13 protein-coding genes and 1 other RNA gene are annotated in these 16637 nt (G+C 69.1%); 9 read left to right on the top strand and 5 right to left on the bottom strand.

The window, feature by feature from the left end; all coding sequences use genetic code 11:
* The first annotated feature begins 167 nt into the window (after positions 1-167).
* From VNO22_10695 to VNO22_10685, 3 genes are read left to right on the top strand one after another with little or no spacing between them, the layout of a single operon-like run.
* Positions 168-1379, top strand: a complete 1212-nt coding sequence (locus VNO22_10695; GenBank protein HXG61834.1) for a hypothetical protein — start codon at positions 168-170, stop codon at positions 1377-1379.
* On the top strand, positions 1376-2563 hold the full coding sequence (tyrS, locus tag VNO22_10690; protein ID HXG61833.1) for a tyrosine--tRNA ligase: 1188 nt from the start codon (positions 1376-1378) through the stop codon (positions 2561-2563). The genes VNO22_10695 and tyrS overlap by 4 nt, the downstream gene beginning before the upstream one ends.
* 2 nt (positions 2564-2565) lie before the next feature.
* Positions 2566-4365, top strand: coding sequence for a hypothetical protein (locus VNO22_10685; GenBank protein HXG61832.1), 1800 nt, complete (start codon positions 2566-2568; stop codon positions 4363-4365).
* On the opposite strand, the gene VNO22_10680 is transcribed toward VNO22_10685, so the two are convergent.
* From VNO22_10680 to VNO22_10670, 3 genes are all read right to left on the bottom strand, one after another.
* Positions 4352-5680 carry a dicarboxylate/amino acid:cation symporter gene (locus VNO22_10680; GenBank protein ID HXG61831.1) on the bottom strand — a complete coding sequence of 443 codons (1329 nt, stop codon included), beginning with the start codon at positions 5678-5680 and terminating at the stop codon, positions 4352-4354. The two genes, VNO22_10685 and VNO22_10680, sit on opposite strands and share 14 nt — an antisense overlap.
* Positions 5681-5720: 40 nt before the next feature.
* Entirely contained in the window at positions 5721-8912 is a 3192-nt protein-coding gene (locus VNO22_10675) for a hypothetical protein (protein ID HXG61830.1), read from the bottom strand.
* A 162-nt stretch (positions 8913-9074) separates the two neighbouring features.
* Positions 9075-9794 carry a hypothetical protein gene (locus tag VNO22_10670; GenBank protein ID HXG61829.1) on the bottom strand — a complete coding sequence of 240 codons (720 nt, stop codon included), beginning with the start codon at positions 9792-9794 and terminating at the stop codon, positions 9075-9077.
* Between the two features lie 111 nt (positions 9795-9905).
* Between VNO22_10670 and der the strand changes: the two genes are divergently transcribed.
* Positions 9906-11210, top strand: a complete 1305-nt coding sequence (gene der, locus VNO22_10665) for a ribosome biogenesis GTPase Der (GenBank protein HXG61828.1) — start codon at positions 9906-9908, stop codon at positions 11208-11210.
* A gap of 2 nt (positions 11211-11212) precedes the next feature.
* Here der and VNO22_10660 read toward each other — a convergent pair whose 3' ends face one another.
* A complete protein-coding gene (locus VNO22_10660) occupies positions 11213-11869 on the bottom strand; it encodes an orotate phosphoribosyltransferase (GenBank protein HXG61827.1) in 657 nt (218 codons plus the stop codon).
* Positions 11870-12004: 135 nt separating this feature from the next.
* Between VNO22_10660 and VNO22_10655 the strand changes: the two genes are divergently transcribed.
* Positions 12005-13591, top strand: a complete 1587-nt coding sequence (locus VNO22_10655) for an alpha/beta fold hydrolase (protein ID HXG61826.1) — start codon at positions 12005-12007, stop codon at positions 13589-13591.
* A 4-nt stretch (positions 13592-13595) separates the two neighbouring features.
* Here the strand turns inward: VNO22_10655 and VNO22_10650 are convergent, their stop codons facing one another.
* Positions 13596-14153 (bottom strand): thymidine kinase, encoded by a 558-nt coding sequence (locus VNO22_10650; protein HXG61825.1) that lies wholly within the window; start codon positions 14151-14153, stop codon positions 13596-13598.
* A gap of 32 nt (positions 14154-14185) precedes the next feature.
* Between VNO22_10650 and smpB the strand changes: the two genes are divergently transcribed.
* The 4 genes from smpB (at position 14186) to VNO22_10630 (ending at position 16606) form a co-directional block, all read left to right on the top strand.
* Positions 14186-14647: an SsrA-binding protein SmpB gene (smpB, locus tag VNO22_10645; protein HXG61824.1), complete on the top strand. Its 462-nt coding sequence runs from the start codon at positions 14186-14188 to the stop codon at positions 14645-14647.
* 43 nt (positions 14648-14690) lie between these two features.
* Positions 14691-15083: a transfer-messenger RNA gene (ssrA, locus tag VNO22_10640) on the top strand.
* 83 nt (positions 15084-15166) lie between these two features.
* Positions 15167-15616: an arsenate reductase ArsC gene (locus VNO22_10635; GenBank protein ID HXG61823.1), complete on the top strand. Its 450-nt coding sequence runs from the start codon at positions 15167-15169 to the stop codon at positions 15614-15616.
* A gap of 78 nt (positions 15617-15694) precedes the next feature.
* Positions 15695-16606: a TIM barrel protein gene (locus VNO22_10630; GenBank protein ID HXG61822.1), complete on the top strand. Its 912-nt coding sequence runs from the start codon at positions 15695-15697 to the stop codon at positions 16604-16606.
* The last annotated feature ends 31 nt before the right edge of the window (positions 16607-16637 follow it).

The following is a 16637-nucleotide window of genomic DNA, read 5'->3' as shown; positions in this document are numbered from 1 at the left end:
TGGAGATTCCGCCCTGCGAGGAGATCTTCTCGCCGATCCTGGCGGTGATTCCGCTGCAGCTTCTGGCCTACCACGCGGCGGTGGCCCTCGGACGCGACGTGGACCGTCCCCGCAATCTCGCCAAAAGCGTCACCGTCGAGTGAACGGTGGTCGGGAAGGAGTGCGTCATGAGAGCGGCAGGGTGGCTTCTTCTTCTGGGGATGGCCCCGCAGGGCCCGGACGCCGGGGAGGAGGCCCGCCGGGCGGCCGGATGGGTGCTGGACGCGGATCCGGAGCTGCGCGCGATCGGGCGGCGCCGGCTTCTGGAGCTGGGCCGGGCGGCGATTCCGGCGGTGGAGGAGCGCCTGAAGGAGAAGGGAGTTCTGGATCTGGTCCAGATTCTGCGGGAGATCGCGGGAGCGGGCGCGCCGGCGCCGGATCCCTACGCCTTTACGCGGGAGGCGCCCGAGCTCGATCCGCCCAAGGACGCTCCCAAGCTGGAGAAAGATGCGGTGGACCGGTACGTGAACGCCAAGTATCACGAGGCGGCCGCGTACGCCCTCAAGGGCCACTACCAGCGCGGGTACGACATGGCGCGGGCGCTGGAGACGCTGGAACCGAAGGTCGCCGCCGCCGAGAAGGTCCGCCGGCTGCGGCGCTACTGCGAACACATGGTGACCCAGACGACGCTCCTGGAAGCGAAGGTGGTCCAGGATCGCCGGGCGTGGCGGGCGGGCGAGCCGGTCGAGCTGGCGTTGCGGCTGAGGAATCTCTTCAAGGGGCCTCTCACGGTGCGGTTCGATCCCGGAACGGCCGCCGAGCCGGCCGGCGGACTGGCCGTCGTGGAGGTGGAGATCCGCGTGACGGGTCTGCAGAACGAGTCCACGATTCTGACCCGTCATCAGGAAGTGCGCTTCGAAGCGGAGATTCCCATCGCTCCGGGGGCCCAGTGGGAGAAGCGGTTCACGCTGGACACGTCGTTCGAGCCCGCCCCGCCCGCCGAGATCGCGGTCTTCACGGTGAACGCGTGGATTCAGCCGCTCAAGCTCGAGGCCGACGGGCGCGACATCACCCGGAGGATCCAGTTCGAACCGGCGATCGTGCGGGTGGTGCCGGCCGCGTTCGGGCATTTTCTGGAGAATCCGCTGGAATGGCTCGGCAAGACGATCGATTCCCGGCCCGCGCAGGAAACGTACCTGTGCGCCCAGCTGCTGTCCGAGGACGAGAAGGAACCGGCCCTCGAACTCTTGATCCGGGCGATGGAGAGGACCAATAATCCGGGCTACCGGGAGGCGCTGAGCTGGATTCTCCTGCACCTGACGGGGGAGCGCCTGGGTCCCGATCCGCGCAAATGGGCCGAGTGGCGCGACGGGCGTCACCGGGGAAAGAAGGCGAAATGAAATCCGCCCGCGAGCAGCTCCGCGACCTTCTCCGCGGCACCGTGACGGTGCATACGCAGGAGGAGCTTCTGCGGAAGCTGGAACGGGGAACCCCCCTGCGCGTCAAGCTGGGGGTCGATCCCACCGCGCCCGACATTCATCTGGGCCACACCGTGGTCCTCCGCAAGCTCCGCCAGTTCCAGGATCTCGGCCACCAGGCGGTCCTCATCATCGGGGATTTCACGGCGCTCGTGGGCGATCCCACGGGTCGCAGCAAGACCCGCCCGCAGCTTTCGCCCGCCGAAGTCGAGGCGCACGCGAAGACGTACGTGGAGCAGGTCGGCCGGGTTCTGGACGCGTCGCGCCTCGAAGTGGTCCGCAACAGCGCGTGGCTGAAGCCGTTGCCCTTCTACGAGCTGGTCAAGCTGGCTTCCAAAATGACGGTGGCGCGCTTTCTCGAGCGCGACGACTTTTCCAAGCGTTACCGCGAGGGGGTGCCCATCGGCCTGCACGAGTTCCTGTACCTGGTCATGCAGGCCTACGACTCGGTGGTGGTGCGGGCGGACGTGGAACTGGGGGGGACGGACCAGCTCTTCAACCTCATGGTCGGGCGCGACCTCATGAGGGACCTGGGGATGGAGCCCCAGGTGGCCATGACCACGCCGATCCTGACGGGCACGGACGGCCGGGAGCGGATGTCCAAATCCCTCGGCAACTACATCGGCGTGGCGATGGAACCCTTCGAAATGTACTCGCGCGTGATGAGCATCCCGGACGCGGCGATGAAGGAATGGTATACGCTGCTGACCTCCCTTCCCGTCGACGAGATCGACCGGATGTGCGATCCGGCCAAGACGCATCCGAAATCGGCCAAGGACCGCCTGGGCCGGGAAATCACGGCCGCCTATCACGGTCGCGATCAGGCCGACGCGGCCGCCGCGGAATGGGACAAGGTCGTGGCCCGCAAGGAGACGCCCACCGAGGTCCCGCGCCTCGAGGTTCCGGCCGAGGCGGGCGTGGTGGATCTGCTCATGCTCACCCGGATTCCTCCTTCCAAGAGCGAGGCGCGCCGGCTCGTGGAGCAGGGCGGCGTGGAGGTGGACGGCGTGCGGGTCACCGACCCGAAGGCGGTCCTCAAGGTGAAGGAGGGAGCGCTCCTCCGGGTCGGCAAGAAGAACCGCTACTTCAAGCTCACTCCGAAGTGAAGATGTCCGCGGAGTCTCCGCTCGGCGTCCTGCGCCGCCGCCCGATTCTGACGGCGCTCGTCGCCGCGGCGGCGGGCGTGGGGTTTCTCGTGTCGCTCGTTCGGACCGCCGCTCCGCCGGCCGCGCCCCCGGCGTCCGGGCCTCGGGGTCCGGAGGAGCCGCCGCGGGAACCCGCGCGCCCGGAGGCGGTCCGCTCGCCGGAGGCGGATCGGATCCGGGAGGATCTCGAGCGCCGGGCCGCCCGGGCGCGGGCGCGCCGCGAGGTCGGGGACGCGTACCTCACAAGGGTCGAGGAGGCGTTCCGGGAGGCGATGGCGCGGCGCGACCCGAGGCGGGCGGCGCGCGCGGTGGCCGGGTTCCTTTTCGCACCGTGGACCGAGGCCGAGCGCCCCTTCGTCCGCGCGGAGGGGGTCGATTACGAAAAGCTGCGCCGCGCCCTCGAGGCGTGGGATCCCGCGGAGGTGGCCGCGATCTGCGAGGCCGCGGTTCCCGACGCGCGCGACGCGGGCGACTTGGAGACGGCGCACGCCGCGATTCTCGATCTGCGGAGCGCCGCGTGGACGGCGCTTTTCCTCCGGGAGGCGGAGGAAGCCTACCGCGCCCTCGTGGCCTCCGGGGAGCGGGTGGAGCTTCCGGGGCTGGGAACGGGACGGTTCGAACGGCGCGAGGGGGGCACGGTCTTCATCCCGGAGGGGGGCGGGCCGGTGGACGCCTCGGAGCGGCCGCTGGGCGCGGAGGATCTGGCGGCGCTGGCGTTCCGCGGGCGTCCGCCGGACGCCGCGGCTCACGCCCGCGCGGGGATCTTTCTCTATTACTCGGGGGTCGCGCGGCGGGGCGAGGCGTTTCGGCACCTGATCCGCGCCCGCGAGGGGGGCGTGCGGGGGCTGGATCCGTACCTGGCCGGCGCGGTGGAAGCGGCCCGGGAGGACCTGAGGAGGCGTCTGGAGGTGAAGTTCGGCGCCGCGGAGGACTGCTTCCGCAAGGGGGAGCGGGAGACGGCGCGCAAACTCATCGGAGAGATCCTCGAGCATCCGGATCATCCGTTCGTGCGCGAGCGCCGGCCGGCCCTGGAGCGGATGCTGTACGAGATCGCCGAGGGGACCGAGGAGGAGCGAAAGCTCGGGGCCCGGTACCGGGGCCGGGTGGAGCGGCGTGGGGCGGAGCGCCTTCGGGTCTTCTACGACTTCGGGGGCCGCGAGCAGGGAGACGCCTTCGAAGTTCCGGGGTCGGAAGGCGGCCGGCGGTTCCCGGGAACGTGGAAGATCGAGGACGGGGCGTTCGAATCCGGCCCGGGCGCCTCCGTGGCGATCTGGAAGTTTCCGGTGAAAGGCGACGTGACGGTGGAGTACGACCTCGTGCCCGTGGAGGAGGCGCAGAACGTCGCGCTGGACCTCTACTACCGGCGGGGGCACGCGTCGCACTACGCGGTGATTCTGGGCTTCGACTGGGTGGGCCGGTCGGAGGGAGACTCGGACGACACGGCGGAGGACCGCCACGGGATGCCGCGGACCGTTCTTCTGAAGTTTCCGGTGAGCGTGGAGAAGGCGCGCTGGCGGGAGGCGGCGGGCTGGGTGGGGTGGCTTTCGCGGAGGCTGGGCCCGGGGGCGGGAGCGTGGCGGCCGGAGCGCGGGCGCACGACGCGTCTGAGAGTCGTCCGCGAGGGGGCGCGCCTGGCGCTTTACGCGGACGGAGCGCTTGTGTGCGAGGGGGAGGACGGCGAGTACGGCGAGGGGCAGCTTCTCTTCTACAGCGACAGCCGGTGCCGGATCGACAACCTTTCGATCCTCTTCACGCCCGGGTAGGCGCCGGAGCGGCCGGCGCCGCGCCGCGATCGACGCACGCGGCGATGGCCAGATCCCCGGTCACGTTGACCGCCGTGCGGCACATGTCGAGGAGGCGGTCCACCCCGAGGATGATGCCGATGCCCTCCGCCGGGACGCCTACCGCCAGCAGGACCGCCGCCACGAGCGGCAGCGATCCCCCGGGGACGCCCGCGGTGCCGACGCCCGCCAGGACGGACATGAGAAGGACGGTTCCCTGCTGCGCGGGGGAAAGATCGACGCCGAACACCTGCGCCAGGAAGAGGACGGTGACCCCCTCGTAGAGGGCGGTGCCGTTCTGGTTCGCCGTGGCCCCCACGGTCAGGACGAAGCGCGCCACCTGCGGGGTGATTCCCAGGGGGCCCTCGGCGGCGCGGAGCGAGGTGGGCAGGGTGGCGCTCGAGGAGGACGTTCCGAAGGCGGTCAGCATCGCTTCCGCGGCGCCGCGGAAGAACGCGCGGGGGCTGCGCCGCGCCACAAGGGCCAGCACGAGGGGATAGACCGCGAAGGTGTGGATCGCCAGGCCGGCCACCACGGTGCCCACGTAAAGGGCCAGCGTCGCCAGGATCCCCAGCCCCAGCGTGGAGGTGAGGGAAAAAATGAGCGCGGCGACCCCCAGGGGGGCGAGTTTCATCGCCAGTCCGATGACGGCCATGGAGACGTCGTAGAGGCCCTCGAGGGCGGCGACAAGCGGGCCCGCGCGGGCCGGGGCGAGCGCCAGGCCGACGCCGAAGAAGAAGGCGAAGGTCATCACGGCGAGCATGCCCCCGCCGGGGGAACTGCCGTCGAGAGCGCCGACCATCTCCTGAATGGGGTTTTTGGGAATGAGATCGAGAAGGACGTCGCGCAGCGGCTTGGCGCGCCGGGCCTGCTCGACGGCGGACGGTGCTTCGTCCCGGATCTGGTCGCGGAGCGCCCGGCGCCGCTCTTCCGGCAGCCGCTCTCCGGGGCGCACAAGGTTGGCCAGCGTCAGGCCGATCGCGACCGAGGCCCCCGAAAGGAGGAGGGTGAAAAGAAGCGTTCGGGCGCCGATTCGTCCCAGCCGCCGGAGGTCTCCCAGGCCCGCCACCCCGAGGGCCAGCGCCGAGAAGACCAGGGGCAGGACCACCATGAAGATCAGCCGGAGGAAGATCTGGCCGACCGGTTCGGCGACGTAGCGCACGAAGCGGGCCAGCCGCGCGTCTCCTTCCGGGAAAAAGGCGTGGGCCAGGAGTCCGGCCGCCGCGCCCGCCGCGAGTCCCAGGACGATGCGGCGCGGAAGCCGCGGGGGATCGGGCGGGCGCTCGGGGGCGCTCATGCGCGAGCGATCCTACCCTCCGGGGCGCCGGACGTCCAGCTCAAGGGGTGAAGGCGACGCCCGCGGAGATGAACACGCCGAAGCCGCCCAGTTCGTCGTCGCCGGTCAGAATCGATTCGTCGTAGTCCCAGACGGCGTACCGGGCTTCGAGTCCGAGGGTCGCCCACCATCCGGAGGTCATCAGGATCCGCAGTTCATAACCCGCGCGCGCCTCGAAGGCGGGTTTGAAGTCGCCGAAGTCGCTCTTATCCACCTCGAGCGTCTGAAAGAGGACGCCGAGTTTCAGAAGGTGTTCGAAGTCGGAGGCGCCGCCGGACTTCCTCGGCTGGGAACGCGCGAAGGTCCAGGTGACGGCGGGGCCGGCGCCGGCGAACCTCAGGTCTCCGCCCCATCCCGCTTCCGCCGCCAGGCCGATCCGCCAGTCTTCGTGAAGGTTGACCAGCGCCTCCAGGCCGAGCGTCGCCGCGCCCAGGCCGTCTACTTCGCGCTCGATGGAGTCCGTTCCGGTGGCCTGGAATTCCGTATCCCGGAACGCGGCGCCCAGGTAGAGCGCGAAGGAGCCCCAGGGGGCGTCGGGCCCGGCGCGGACCGTCGGAGGTTCCGGTTCGGAGAGCGACCGCGGCAGGTCGGGCGGGTCGGCCGCGGAGGCGGCGGACGGAAGGGCCAGGAGGAGCGCGAACACGGCGCCCGAGCGGCGGCGGCGCCGGAACGCCGTCCTCCCGAGGACCGCCGCCAGAAGGAACGCGACGGCGGCGCCGAAGGAGCCGGATTGCGCGGCCGCGCTTCCGGCGCATCCGCCCGAGGCCTCGATGGATTCGACCGGCTCCAGACGGAAATGGACGGGCGCCGGGTCAAAAGCCACCCAGGAGGACTCGGACCCGAAGAAGGCCACGGTGCGGGCCTGCCAATGATAGTCCCCTAAGGGACCCGAGAAGGTCTCCGACCCGGCCGTGCCGCCGGGAACGAACGGGCTGACGAGGGTCGGCGTGTTCGTGAAGGGCGCGCCCGCGGGGCGGACTTCGATCTCCAGGCGGACCTGCTGGCCGTCGGAATTGGCGCCGTTCGTCGCCGAGAGCCGGATTCCTCCGCGGGCGGTTCCGCCCACGGGGATCGACGGAGAGCCGTCGGGTTCCGACTGACCGAGCGCGGTCGGGGGGGCGGTGGTTCCCGTGTCGACCGAGAAATCCCGTTCGCTCTCGGCGTTTCCGCCGAAGCTGACCCACGCGGAGGGGGACAAGGTGCTGCTCAGGGCCCGGGCTCTCCAATGATACGCCGTGAGGTTCGAAAGACCGGTGACGTCGACGCTGATTTCGGTTCCGCTGGGGAACGTGACCGTGCTGGACACCGTCCCGGTTCCGGTGAAGCTCGATCCCAGGGGCTTGACTTCGACTTCAAGTCCGACGGTTCCGCTTTGCGCGGTGACGGTGCCCCGGATCGTCACCTGCGTTTCCGGGGTATAGCCTCCTACGGGAATCGCGGTTCCGGCGGTCGTGCGGAACTGGCCCAGGCCCGAGACGGCGATGGCCCCAAGGGCGACGGGCCCGCCCGCCACGGGTCCTCCGGTCACGGTGATCACGTCACCGTAAAACATGCCGTGGGCGGTGATGTCCGAGGCCGCCAGGGAGGCCGAATAGCTTCCGGTGCCCGACGAAGGCATATTCGCCGTCAGAAGCAGCGTCAGGGTTCCGCCGGCCGGGGCGGTCAAGGCCACGTGGTCGAAGACCACGGTGGCGGCCGGGGTCGCCGGTTTCGTCTCCGAGACGGGGTTATTGGCGTAGGCGGCTCCGCTGAAGACGCGGACGTTGGTGGATTCGACCTTCCACAGGCGGACGTCCGGGAGCGCAGGTCCGGAGCCGGTGATCGTGAACTGGAGGCGGCGGAGGCGCACGTCTTCGGCGGCTCCGGCCTGGAGCTGCACCTGGAGAAGCGGCACATCGGTCGATCCCGGCGCGGCGGAAACCGCGCCCGGGTTGTCGGGGCCCGCCGAGAGCGACAGCGTTCCCGCCTCGAGCACCATGACCGCCGCCGGCCAGAGCGCGCGCTCCCCGTTCGTGCGCGTGATGGAAAGCGTGCGGGGTCCGGGGAACGCGTTGGAGGCGACGGCGATGGTGATATTGAGGAAGGTCGTGGTTCCCGATGTGGAGGTGCTGACCGCGGCGACGGTGATTCCAGGGCCCAGGTCGACCGAGGAGATATCGCTCGTGGCCAGCGCGACGCCCGTAATGCGGACCCGGAGCGTCCCGGAGAATCCAGGGGAGAGGAACTGAACCTGGCTTTCAAGAGGGTTCGGCAGGGTCGTGATCCCCGTGAGCTCCATGACCGGCGTTCCGGAAGTCGCGACGATCGTGGCCGCCGTGGAGGTTCCCCCGGAAGTGACGTTGACCCCGCTGACCGTCGTCGCGGTCGTGAAGTTCGAGGCTCCGCTGAAGTCGATATCCGACGGGCCGTACATGCTGTTCCGATGATGGTGGGCGGTCAGGGAATAGGTTCCCGCGGGAACCTGGATCGAGTAGGCGCCGGAGGAGTCCGTGACCCGGGTGGCCTGTGGAACCCCGTTCGCATCCGTGGCCACGACGATGGCGCGGTCGACCCCTCCCCCGCTCCCCGAGAAATTCACCTGACCGTTGATCGTGCCGAGAGCCGGGGATCCCGGATAGAGGAGTCTCAGGAGAATGCGGTCGTCCGGGGAGAGGCAGCGGTCGTTCAGAGGCCGTTCGGGGAACCGGCCGGTCGGCCAGACGGCGGCGAAGAAGTAGACGGGGTGGCCGCCGCCCACGGCGTGGAGGCCTTCGTGAAGCATCGTGACTTCCACGTCGGCCGTCGTGGTCGAAACGGCAAGATCGGCCGTGGACCAGGTGAAATCCGAGGGGTCGCCGTTGAAGACGATGTCGGCATCCAGCATGGCGCCGCTGATATTCCACAACATGTAGGTGACCGCATAAGCTCCGCTGATGTTGTTCCCGTAGTAGTCGCTCAACGAGTTCGGCGCGAAGGCGATCTCGAGTTTCCCGTCGTTGGAGGCGGGGGTTCCGGACGTGTTCGGAAGCCGGTTGAAGCGGATGGAAGACCCCGTCACGTCCTCGTAGCTTTGAAAGGCGCTCTGGAGAGCGGCGCCGGTCTGTTCGATCGAAGGCCAGTTCGATTGGGGAAAATTGATGCTGTTGAAGGACCAGCTCAAGGTCTGGGCGGTGTCGTTCCAGAGGGTCGAGGGCGAACCCGTCTTCCAACGCACCAGGCTCGATCCTTGGATGATCTCAAGGTAAGCCGAAGTGGCGGAAGGGAGCGCCCAAGGCCCCAGACCCAGGGCCGCAATCCAGACCCATCGAAGGATGGATCGTCCCGCTCCGTATCGCCCTCGCATGATCCCTCCCTACGCTTAGGACGGCTCCGAGTTCTATTTTGTGCTCCGTTTTCGGAATCCCAGGACGAGGGCGGCCCCCGCCGCCAGAAGGACGGCCGCGGCCGCGAGCGCGGTCGTCCAGGAGTTTGAGGCCGATGAGGATGGGGGAGTCCGGGGTTCCGCCGCGGGGGCCGGGGAGGCGGGCGCGGTTTCGGGAGCGGGCGGAGCCGGCGGTCCCGAAGGGCGCGGGGACATCGAGGCGGCCGGTTCCGGAGCGTTGTGGAGAGGCTTCCCGAGCGCCCGGGCCACCGCCTCGCGCAGCTCGGCCAGCGTCATGGAGCTCCGGGCTTCCGTGTCCCGGCGCACGCGGGGATTGGGTTTTTCCTCTTCGATTCGGTACAGGCCCTGCCGGATTCCGATCAGCGTGTAATGGCCCAAGTGGGAGAGCGTGGCGAAGATGACGATCCTCTCGCCGGGCCGGAAGGTGAAATGATGGCCGGCGACGGCGGCGCGCAGGTCGCCCACCTGTCCGCCCGCCTGGGTCAGGAGGAAAGGGCTCCCGGGGGACCCTTTCCAGATCTCCTCGAATCTGAGGGAATGATCCGTGTAGATGAATCCGGTTCGAGGATCGTGCCGGCTGCGCGAGCTCTGAACCGTGGCCACTCCCGCGACGGCGGCCTCCCGCGCCATTTCTTCGACCGGCAAGGGGCGCACCTGGGGCGAAGGAGGCGCCAGGAGCGAAACCCAGGCGGCGACGACCGTGAGGCAGCTCATGGATCCTGAATCTTTGGACGCCGACAGTCTAACCCTGGAGATTTTATTCCGCAACGCCTTCGTCGGGTGTTCCCTCCGGGGGCCGCGTCATCTACAATTTCCGCGCTCCTTATGGAGAAGCTGCCCGTCGTCGCCATCGTCGGCCGCCAGAACGTGGGGAAGTCCTCTCTCCTGAACGCTCTGGCGGGCCGGCGGCTTTCGATCGTGGACCCCACGCCGGGGACGACGATCGACCGTGTGAGCGCCGTGGTCGCGCACAAGGGGAAGGCGTTCGAGCTGGTGGACACGGGGGGGATTGGGCTTCGTCCCGGGGACGAGTTCTATGAAGAAGTCGAGCGCCAGATCGAGCGGGCGGTGGCGGACGCGGAGCTCGTGCTTTTCGTGGCGGACGTCCAGGCGGGGGTGACCGCGCTCGACCGCCGGATCGCGGAGCGGTTCCGGGGCAAGAAGGTGCTTCTGGTCGCCAACAAGGCGGACCACCCGGGGCTGGAGGGGGCCGCGGCGGAGTTCTTCGAGCTGGGATTCGGGGACCCGTTCCCGGCGGCGGCCGTCCATCGGCGCAATATCCGCGACCTGCTCGACCGGATCGTCGAGGCCCTGCCGCCCGCGCCGGTGCCCGCGCGGGGGATCGCCATCGCCGTCGTGGGCAAGCGCAACGTGGGCAAGTCCACCTTCGTCAACGCCCTGGCCGGCGAGGAGCGCGTGATCGTCAGCGAAAAGCCCGGCACGACGCGCGACGCCGTGGACGTCGTGATCGAGCGGGACGGGCGCCGCTTCGTGATCGTGGACACGGCGGGGCTGCGCAAGAAGCAGAAGTTGGAAAGCTCCGTGGAGCTTTTCAGCCGGGTGCGCACGGAGGAAGCCCTCCGGCGGGCCGACGTGGTCGTCTTCATGTTCGACATCCTGGAGAAGGTCACGGAGGTGGACAAGCGGATCGCGGCGGCGATCGAGGAGGAAAAGAAGCCCTGCGCGCTCGTCCTGAACAAGTACGACCTTGTTCCGGAGGGGCGGCAGCCCGAGGAGTTCGCGCGGTACCTGACGCGGGCGCTGCCGCTGCTGCGGTACGCGCCGATCACCATGATCTCCGCCCGCACGGGGGAGCGCGTGTGGGAGGTGGTGGACCTCTGCGTGGAGCTCCATGCGCAGGCGGGGGCCCGCGTCTCGACGCCCGAGCTCAACCGGGCGCTGCGCGCGGCGGTGGAGGCCCGAACCCCGTCGGGCCGGAGGGGACGGATCGCGCGCATCTATTACGCGACCCAGAAGGCAGGCCGTCCTCCGCGGTTCGTGGTCTTCGTCAACGATCCGGCGGCCTTCGCGCCGGACTATGTGCGTTACCTCGAGGACAAGATGCGGCAGTTTCTTCCTTTCCACGAGGTGCCGCTGCGGCTGGAATTGCGGGCGCGCCGCCGGAAGTGATGCTACGCGCCCCCGTGCGCCCGGGACCAGGCTTCGGGGTTCTCCAGGAACTTGCGGATTTCCCGGACCTGTTCCGGCGTGAAGTAGCCGGTCGCCTCCGCCACGTCGATCGTGGTGCGCCAGTCCGTCAGCGCATGGAGGGCGACGCCGGCGTCCTTGAGGATCTGCGGGGCCCGCGGAAAGATGCCGTAGAAAAAAACGACCGACGAGTGCTCGCACCGGGCCCCCGCCCCGCGCAGCGCCTGAAGGAAGTTCACCTTGCTGGCGCCGTCCGTGGCGAGATCTTCCACGAGAAGAACGCGCCGCCCGGCCGGGAGATGTCCTTCGATCTGCTGGGTCTTGCCCACGTCCTTGGGCTTTTTGCGCACGTAGACGAAGGGAAGCGAGAGCGCTTCGGCGATCCACGCCCCGTAGGGAATGCCGGCCGTCTCGCCGCCGGCCACGACGTCGAACGCCTCGCCCCGCACCGCCTCCGCCATCAGGGAGACGATTTCCCGGCGTTCGGGGACGAACGAGATGATCTTTCGACAGTCGACGTAGACCGGGCTGGCCCATCCGGACGTCAGCTTGAACGGTTTCTCGAGGTTGCAGCCGATGGCGCGGATCGAGACGAGGATTTCGGAGGCGCGGCGGCGGCGCTCGTGCAGGAATACGGTCATGGGCGGAAACCTACCATAGATCGCCCGCGGAACAAAGAAATTGTCGGAAGCGCCGTCAAGGGTCCGGCCGCGCCCGGCCGAATTTCTTGGGGGAGGGTGGTTGAGCCGGGGCCGGAGGAGGACTAACATACAGGTATGAGGGGGATCGGCGCTCTTTTCCTCCTCGCGCTTTCCGGCGCCGGGGAGGAGCGGGGGAAGTACCGGCTGTCCTGCTACGGCCGGGAGGCGGGGGTCGAGGAGTACCGGCTCGAGGAGTTCGAAAGCGGCGCTGTCGTTCTCTTCTCCCGGGTCCGCACCGAAGTCGAGGTCCAGGGCCGCGTCCAGGCGTTCGCTTCCGACACCGTGCTGACGATGGACGCCTCCTTTGCGCCCCGGCTGTACGCCGCGTTTCATAAGTCGGGCGCGGACGAGCGGCGGTTCAAGATCGAGTGGGAACGCGGCACGGTTTCCATGGAAGGGCGCCGGCCGGTCCGCAGCGCGGCGGCGTTTCTTCTGGACGCGGGGGTTCACGCCCAGCTCCTTCCTCTTCTGCGGCGCCATCCCGGCGGGCGCCGGACCGTCAAGGTGTTCAGCCCTCCGGCCGGACAGGATCTGGAAGCGGAGATCGACGAGCGCGGAGAGACGACGCTGGCGGGTCCCGGGGGCCGCACCCTTCGCGTCCGCGAGATCCGCCTGACGATGGGGCCGCTGACGGTCACCGCCCACCTCGACGCCGAGCGCCGCATGGTCCGCGCCTGGAGCCCGCTGACGGGGATCCTGGCGGAACTCGAGGGCTTCGAGGGATTCGTTCCCGAGGAGCTGGTCCGGGGACCCCGGAAACCCGAAGGGGTCGAGGAGGTCGAGGTCGCCTTTTCGAACGGTCCGCTTCGCATCGCCGGGGCGTGGACGCGTCCCAGGGGGGCGGGAGCGGCGCCCGCCGTGCTTATTCTTTCGGATGCCGGTCCGCACGATCGGGACGGGCGGGCTCCCGGCGGGCCGGAAGCGGCGGGATTCCCCGCGGCGGAGGCGGACACCACGCTCTACCGGGCCGTGGCCTACGCGCTGGCCTCCGCGGGCGTCGCGTCGCTTCGTTTCGACGACCGCGGCTGCGGGAGGACGGGCGGGGATTTCGCGACGGCGCGGCTGGCCGATCTGCTCTCCGACGCCGAGGCGGCCGCGGCGTACCTGCGGTCGCGGCCGGATGCGGCGGGGATCGCGCTTCTGGGTCACGGGGAGGGAGGGCTTCTGGCCTCGATGCTGGCGGCGCGCTCGGGCGACGTCCGGGCGGTTTTCCTTCTGGCGGCTCCGGGCCGGACGCTCGACCGGCTGCTTCTCGAAGCCCTGGAGCGGACGCTTCGGGAACAGGGGGCGCGGGAGGACGCGGCGGCGGCGATTCTGGCCAAGGAGGCGCGGACCTTCGACGCGATCCGTCGATCGGAGGAGGATTATCTCGTCCTGGAGGAGCGCCGGACGTTCGTGGGCTGGATGCGGGACCGCTTCCGCGCGGATCCGGTCGAAGCGCTGGAGCGGGTGCGGGCGCCGGTGGTGATCCTGCAGGGCCTCAAGGACGAGATCGTGCCTCCGGCGCACGCCGAGCTTCTCGAGCGGGCGCGGCCGGACGGGATCGAAGTGCGCCGGTTTCCTCACCTGGGGCACGCCTTCACGCGGTTTCCGGGGCGGACGGACGAGGAATTTCTCCGGTTTCTGTCGGAGCGCGTGGGGGAGGCGTTCGGGGCGCGGTAGGGCCTCAGGGGGCGGCCGCGCAGCGGCGGCAGCGCGCTTCGTACTTGTCCGCGTGGCCCACGTCGATGCGGCGGCGGCCCTCGGAGACGCGGACGCTGCGGCCGGCCGGGCCGCCGCACCTCATGCAGATGGCTTGATTCTTGGTGACGTACTCCGCCACGGCCATGAGGCGGGCCATCGATTCGAAAGGTTTGCCGCGGTAGTCCTGGTCGAGCCCCGCCACGATGACGCGGCGCCCCTGATCGGCCAGGCGCTGGCAGACGCCGACGATCTTTCCGTCGAAAAAGTGCGCCTCGTCGATGCCGACGACCTGCGTGTCCGGCCGCAGGCGCTCGGCGATCTGTTCGGCGCGGTGGACGGGCACGGACGGCACGCGGAGCTGGTCGTGGGAGACGAGGTATTCGCGGGCGTAGCGGGCGTCGAGCTTGTGCTTGAAGACCTGAACTTTCTGGCGGGCCAGGGCGGCCAGCCGCAGGCGCCGGATGAGCTCCTGGGTCTTGCCGGCGAACATGGAGCCGGAGATGACCTCGATCCACCCGGAGCCTCGAGGGAACTGATGCATGGGGCTTCGGGCGCGAGTATAATGGGGTTCCCATGGCGGAGGAAGCAAAAGTAAAAGTCGTTCAGCGCAACAAGAAGGCCTTTTTCAACTACGAAATCCTGGAGCGCCTGGAGGCGGGGCTGGTCCTGAAGGGGTCGGAAGTCAAATCGATCCGGGACGGCAAAGTTTCGATCCAGGAGGCCTACGGCAAGGTGCGCGGGGACGAAGTCTGGGTCGTGGGGATGGACGTCTCGCCCTATCCGCAGGCGGGTCCGTACAACAATCACGAGCCGCGGCGGCCGCGCAAGCTTCTGCTTCATCGCCGGGAGATTCAGCGCCTGATCGGCAAGACGCAGGAGAAGGGATTGACCCTGGTGCCGCTGGCGTTGTATTTTAAGGACGGGTACGCCAAGCTGGAGATCGGACTGGCGCGCGGCAAGAAGCAATACGACAAGCGCCAGGCGATCCGGGAGCGCGAGGCCAAGCGCGTCCTCCAGCGGCGGATGATGAGGTGACCCGCCGGCGCCGCGCGCGCGGCGCTCCGCTCTGTGACATCGGGGGCCCGAACTGGTTTCGACCGGGTTGAGGAGGCGGCTTGCAGCGCGCCGAGGGTGCTCGTTGGCCTCGTAAAAAAACGAGCGCACACTACAAATGCCGAACCGGCATATGCTCTGGCTGCGTAACCGCTAGCCACGTCGCCCGGGCCATCGCCCACGACCTTTTCCGCGCGGCTTGCCGCACGGGAAGGGGGCTCGGGAGGACGTTAACGGGTGGGCTATGCCGACGCGTTTCCCCGGCGGGGCGCGAAGGCGAGACGGTTCATCGCCGGGAGGCCCGACGGAATCCCGTCGATCGGAGTCCGGAGGGCGAGATCAAAGGTCGACTACGCGCGTAGGACAGCGGTCGCCGATTCGCCTTGGGACGGCGGTTCGATTCCGCCCGGGTCCACCATTCCGCCCCGCGACGTTTTCTCGCGGCGCCCGGGAACATCGCCTGCCCGGTGCGCGCCACCGGTCTTCGAGAGGGGGCCCATCATGACGGTGCGCGTTCTCTTCGCCTGCGTCCACAACGCCGGGCGTTCCCAAATGGCCGCGGCTTTTCTCAACGCCCTGGCCGATCCCGCCAAGGCGGTAGGGCTTTCGGCCGGGACCGAGCCCGGGCTTCGCGTCCATCCCGAAGTGGTCGACGCCATGAAGGAGGTCGGCATCGATCTCTCCGGCGCCCGGCCGCAGAAACTCACTCCCGAGCTCGCCCGTGAGGCTCATCTCCTGGTGACCCTGGGCTGCGGCGAGGCCTGCCCGGCCGTTCCGGGCCTGCGCCGCGAGGACTGGCCCCTGCCGGACCCGAAGGGACAGCCGCCCGAGCGCGTCCGCGAGATCCGCGAGGAAATCCGGACCCGCGTGCGGGAGCTGGTCCTGCGGTCGGGCTGGGGGAGGGAAGCGGGTCCCGGAAGCGCAGGCCCCCCTCTCCCCGGCGCTCGATAATCGTTCCCGGGACGCGCCGGCAGGCCGTATAGTAGCCGGATCCCGGACCACGCCGGGCGTACGGAAAGGAGCGATGCCATGAACCGACGCGAGATGCTGGCCGGAAGCGCCGCCCTGGCCGCCGGCGCCCTTTTCGGAGTTCCCGAAGCGCGCGCCCAGGAGCGCAAACCTTTCAAGCTGCGGTACGCCTTCGACGCCGGCCAGTTCCGCCACCATGCTCCCGGCGGCGTCCTGGACGAAATCAAGTTCGCGGCCGATCAGGGCTTCACCGCCATGGAAGACAACGGCATGAAAGGCCGCCCCCCCGAGATGCAGGAAAAGATCGGCGCCGAGCTGGCCCGCCACAACATGACGATGGGCATCTTCGTCATGAACGGGAAGACCGGTTTCAAGGGCGGCGGGGCGCTGACTACGGGCAAGCCGGAAGACCGTGACGCCTTCCTCGCCGAGGTCCGCGAATCGATCGACGTCGCCAAGCGCTGCGGAGCCAAGTGGATGACCTCGCTCGTCGGCAACGCCGACCCGCGCCTGGCGCGCGGCTATCAGTTCGCCAATGTTCTGGACTGCCTGCGGCGCGCCGCGGAGATTCTGGAGCCCCATGGGCTGGTCATGGTCTTCGAGCCGCTCAACATCCTCGAGAATCATCCCGGTTTCTTCATCTGGCAGAACCACGAGATGTACGCGCTCGTCAAGGCCGTCCGGAGCCCCTCGTGCAAGATGCTCTTCGACCTCTATCACACGCAGATCAGCGAAGGGCGGCTCATCCGGAACTTCGACCAGTGCTTCGACGAGATCGGCTACATCCAGACGGGCGATACCCCCGGCCGCAAGGAGCCCGGCACCGGCGAAGTGAACTACCGGAACGTCTTCCGGCACATCTACCAGAAGGGGTACAAAGGCCTCGTGGGCATGGAGCACGGCAAGTCGCTCGACGGCAAAGAGGGCGAGTTGGCGCTCATCCAGGCGTACCGCGACGCGGATAACTTCTGATCCGCCTTACGGCCCCTTGAATTCACGGCCG

It is taken from the genome of Planctomycetota bacterium (assembly GCA_035574235.1).
Lineage (GTDB): Bacteria > Planctomycetota > MHYJ01 > MHYJ01 > JACPRB01 > DATLZA01.
This window is presented reverse-complemented; position numbering and strand designations above follow the sequence as displayed.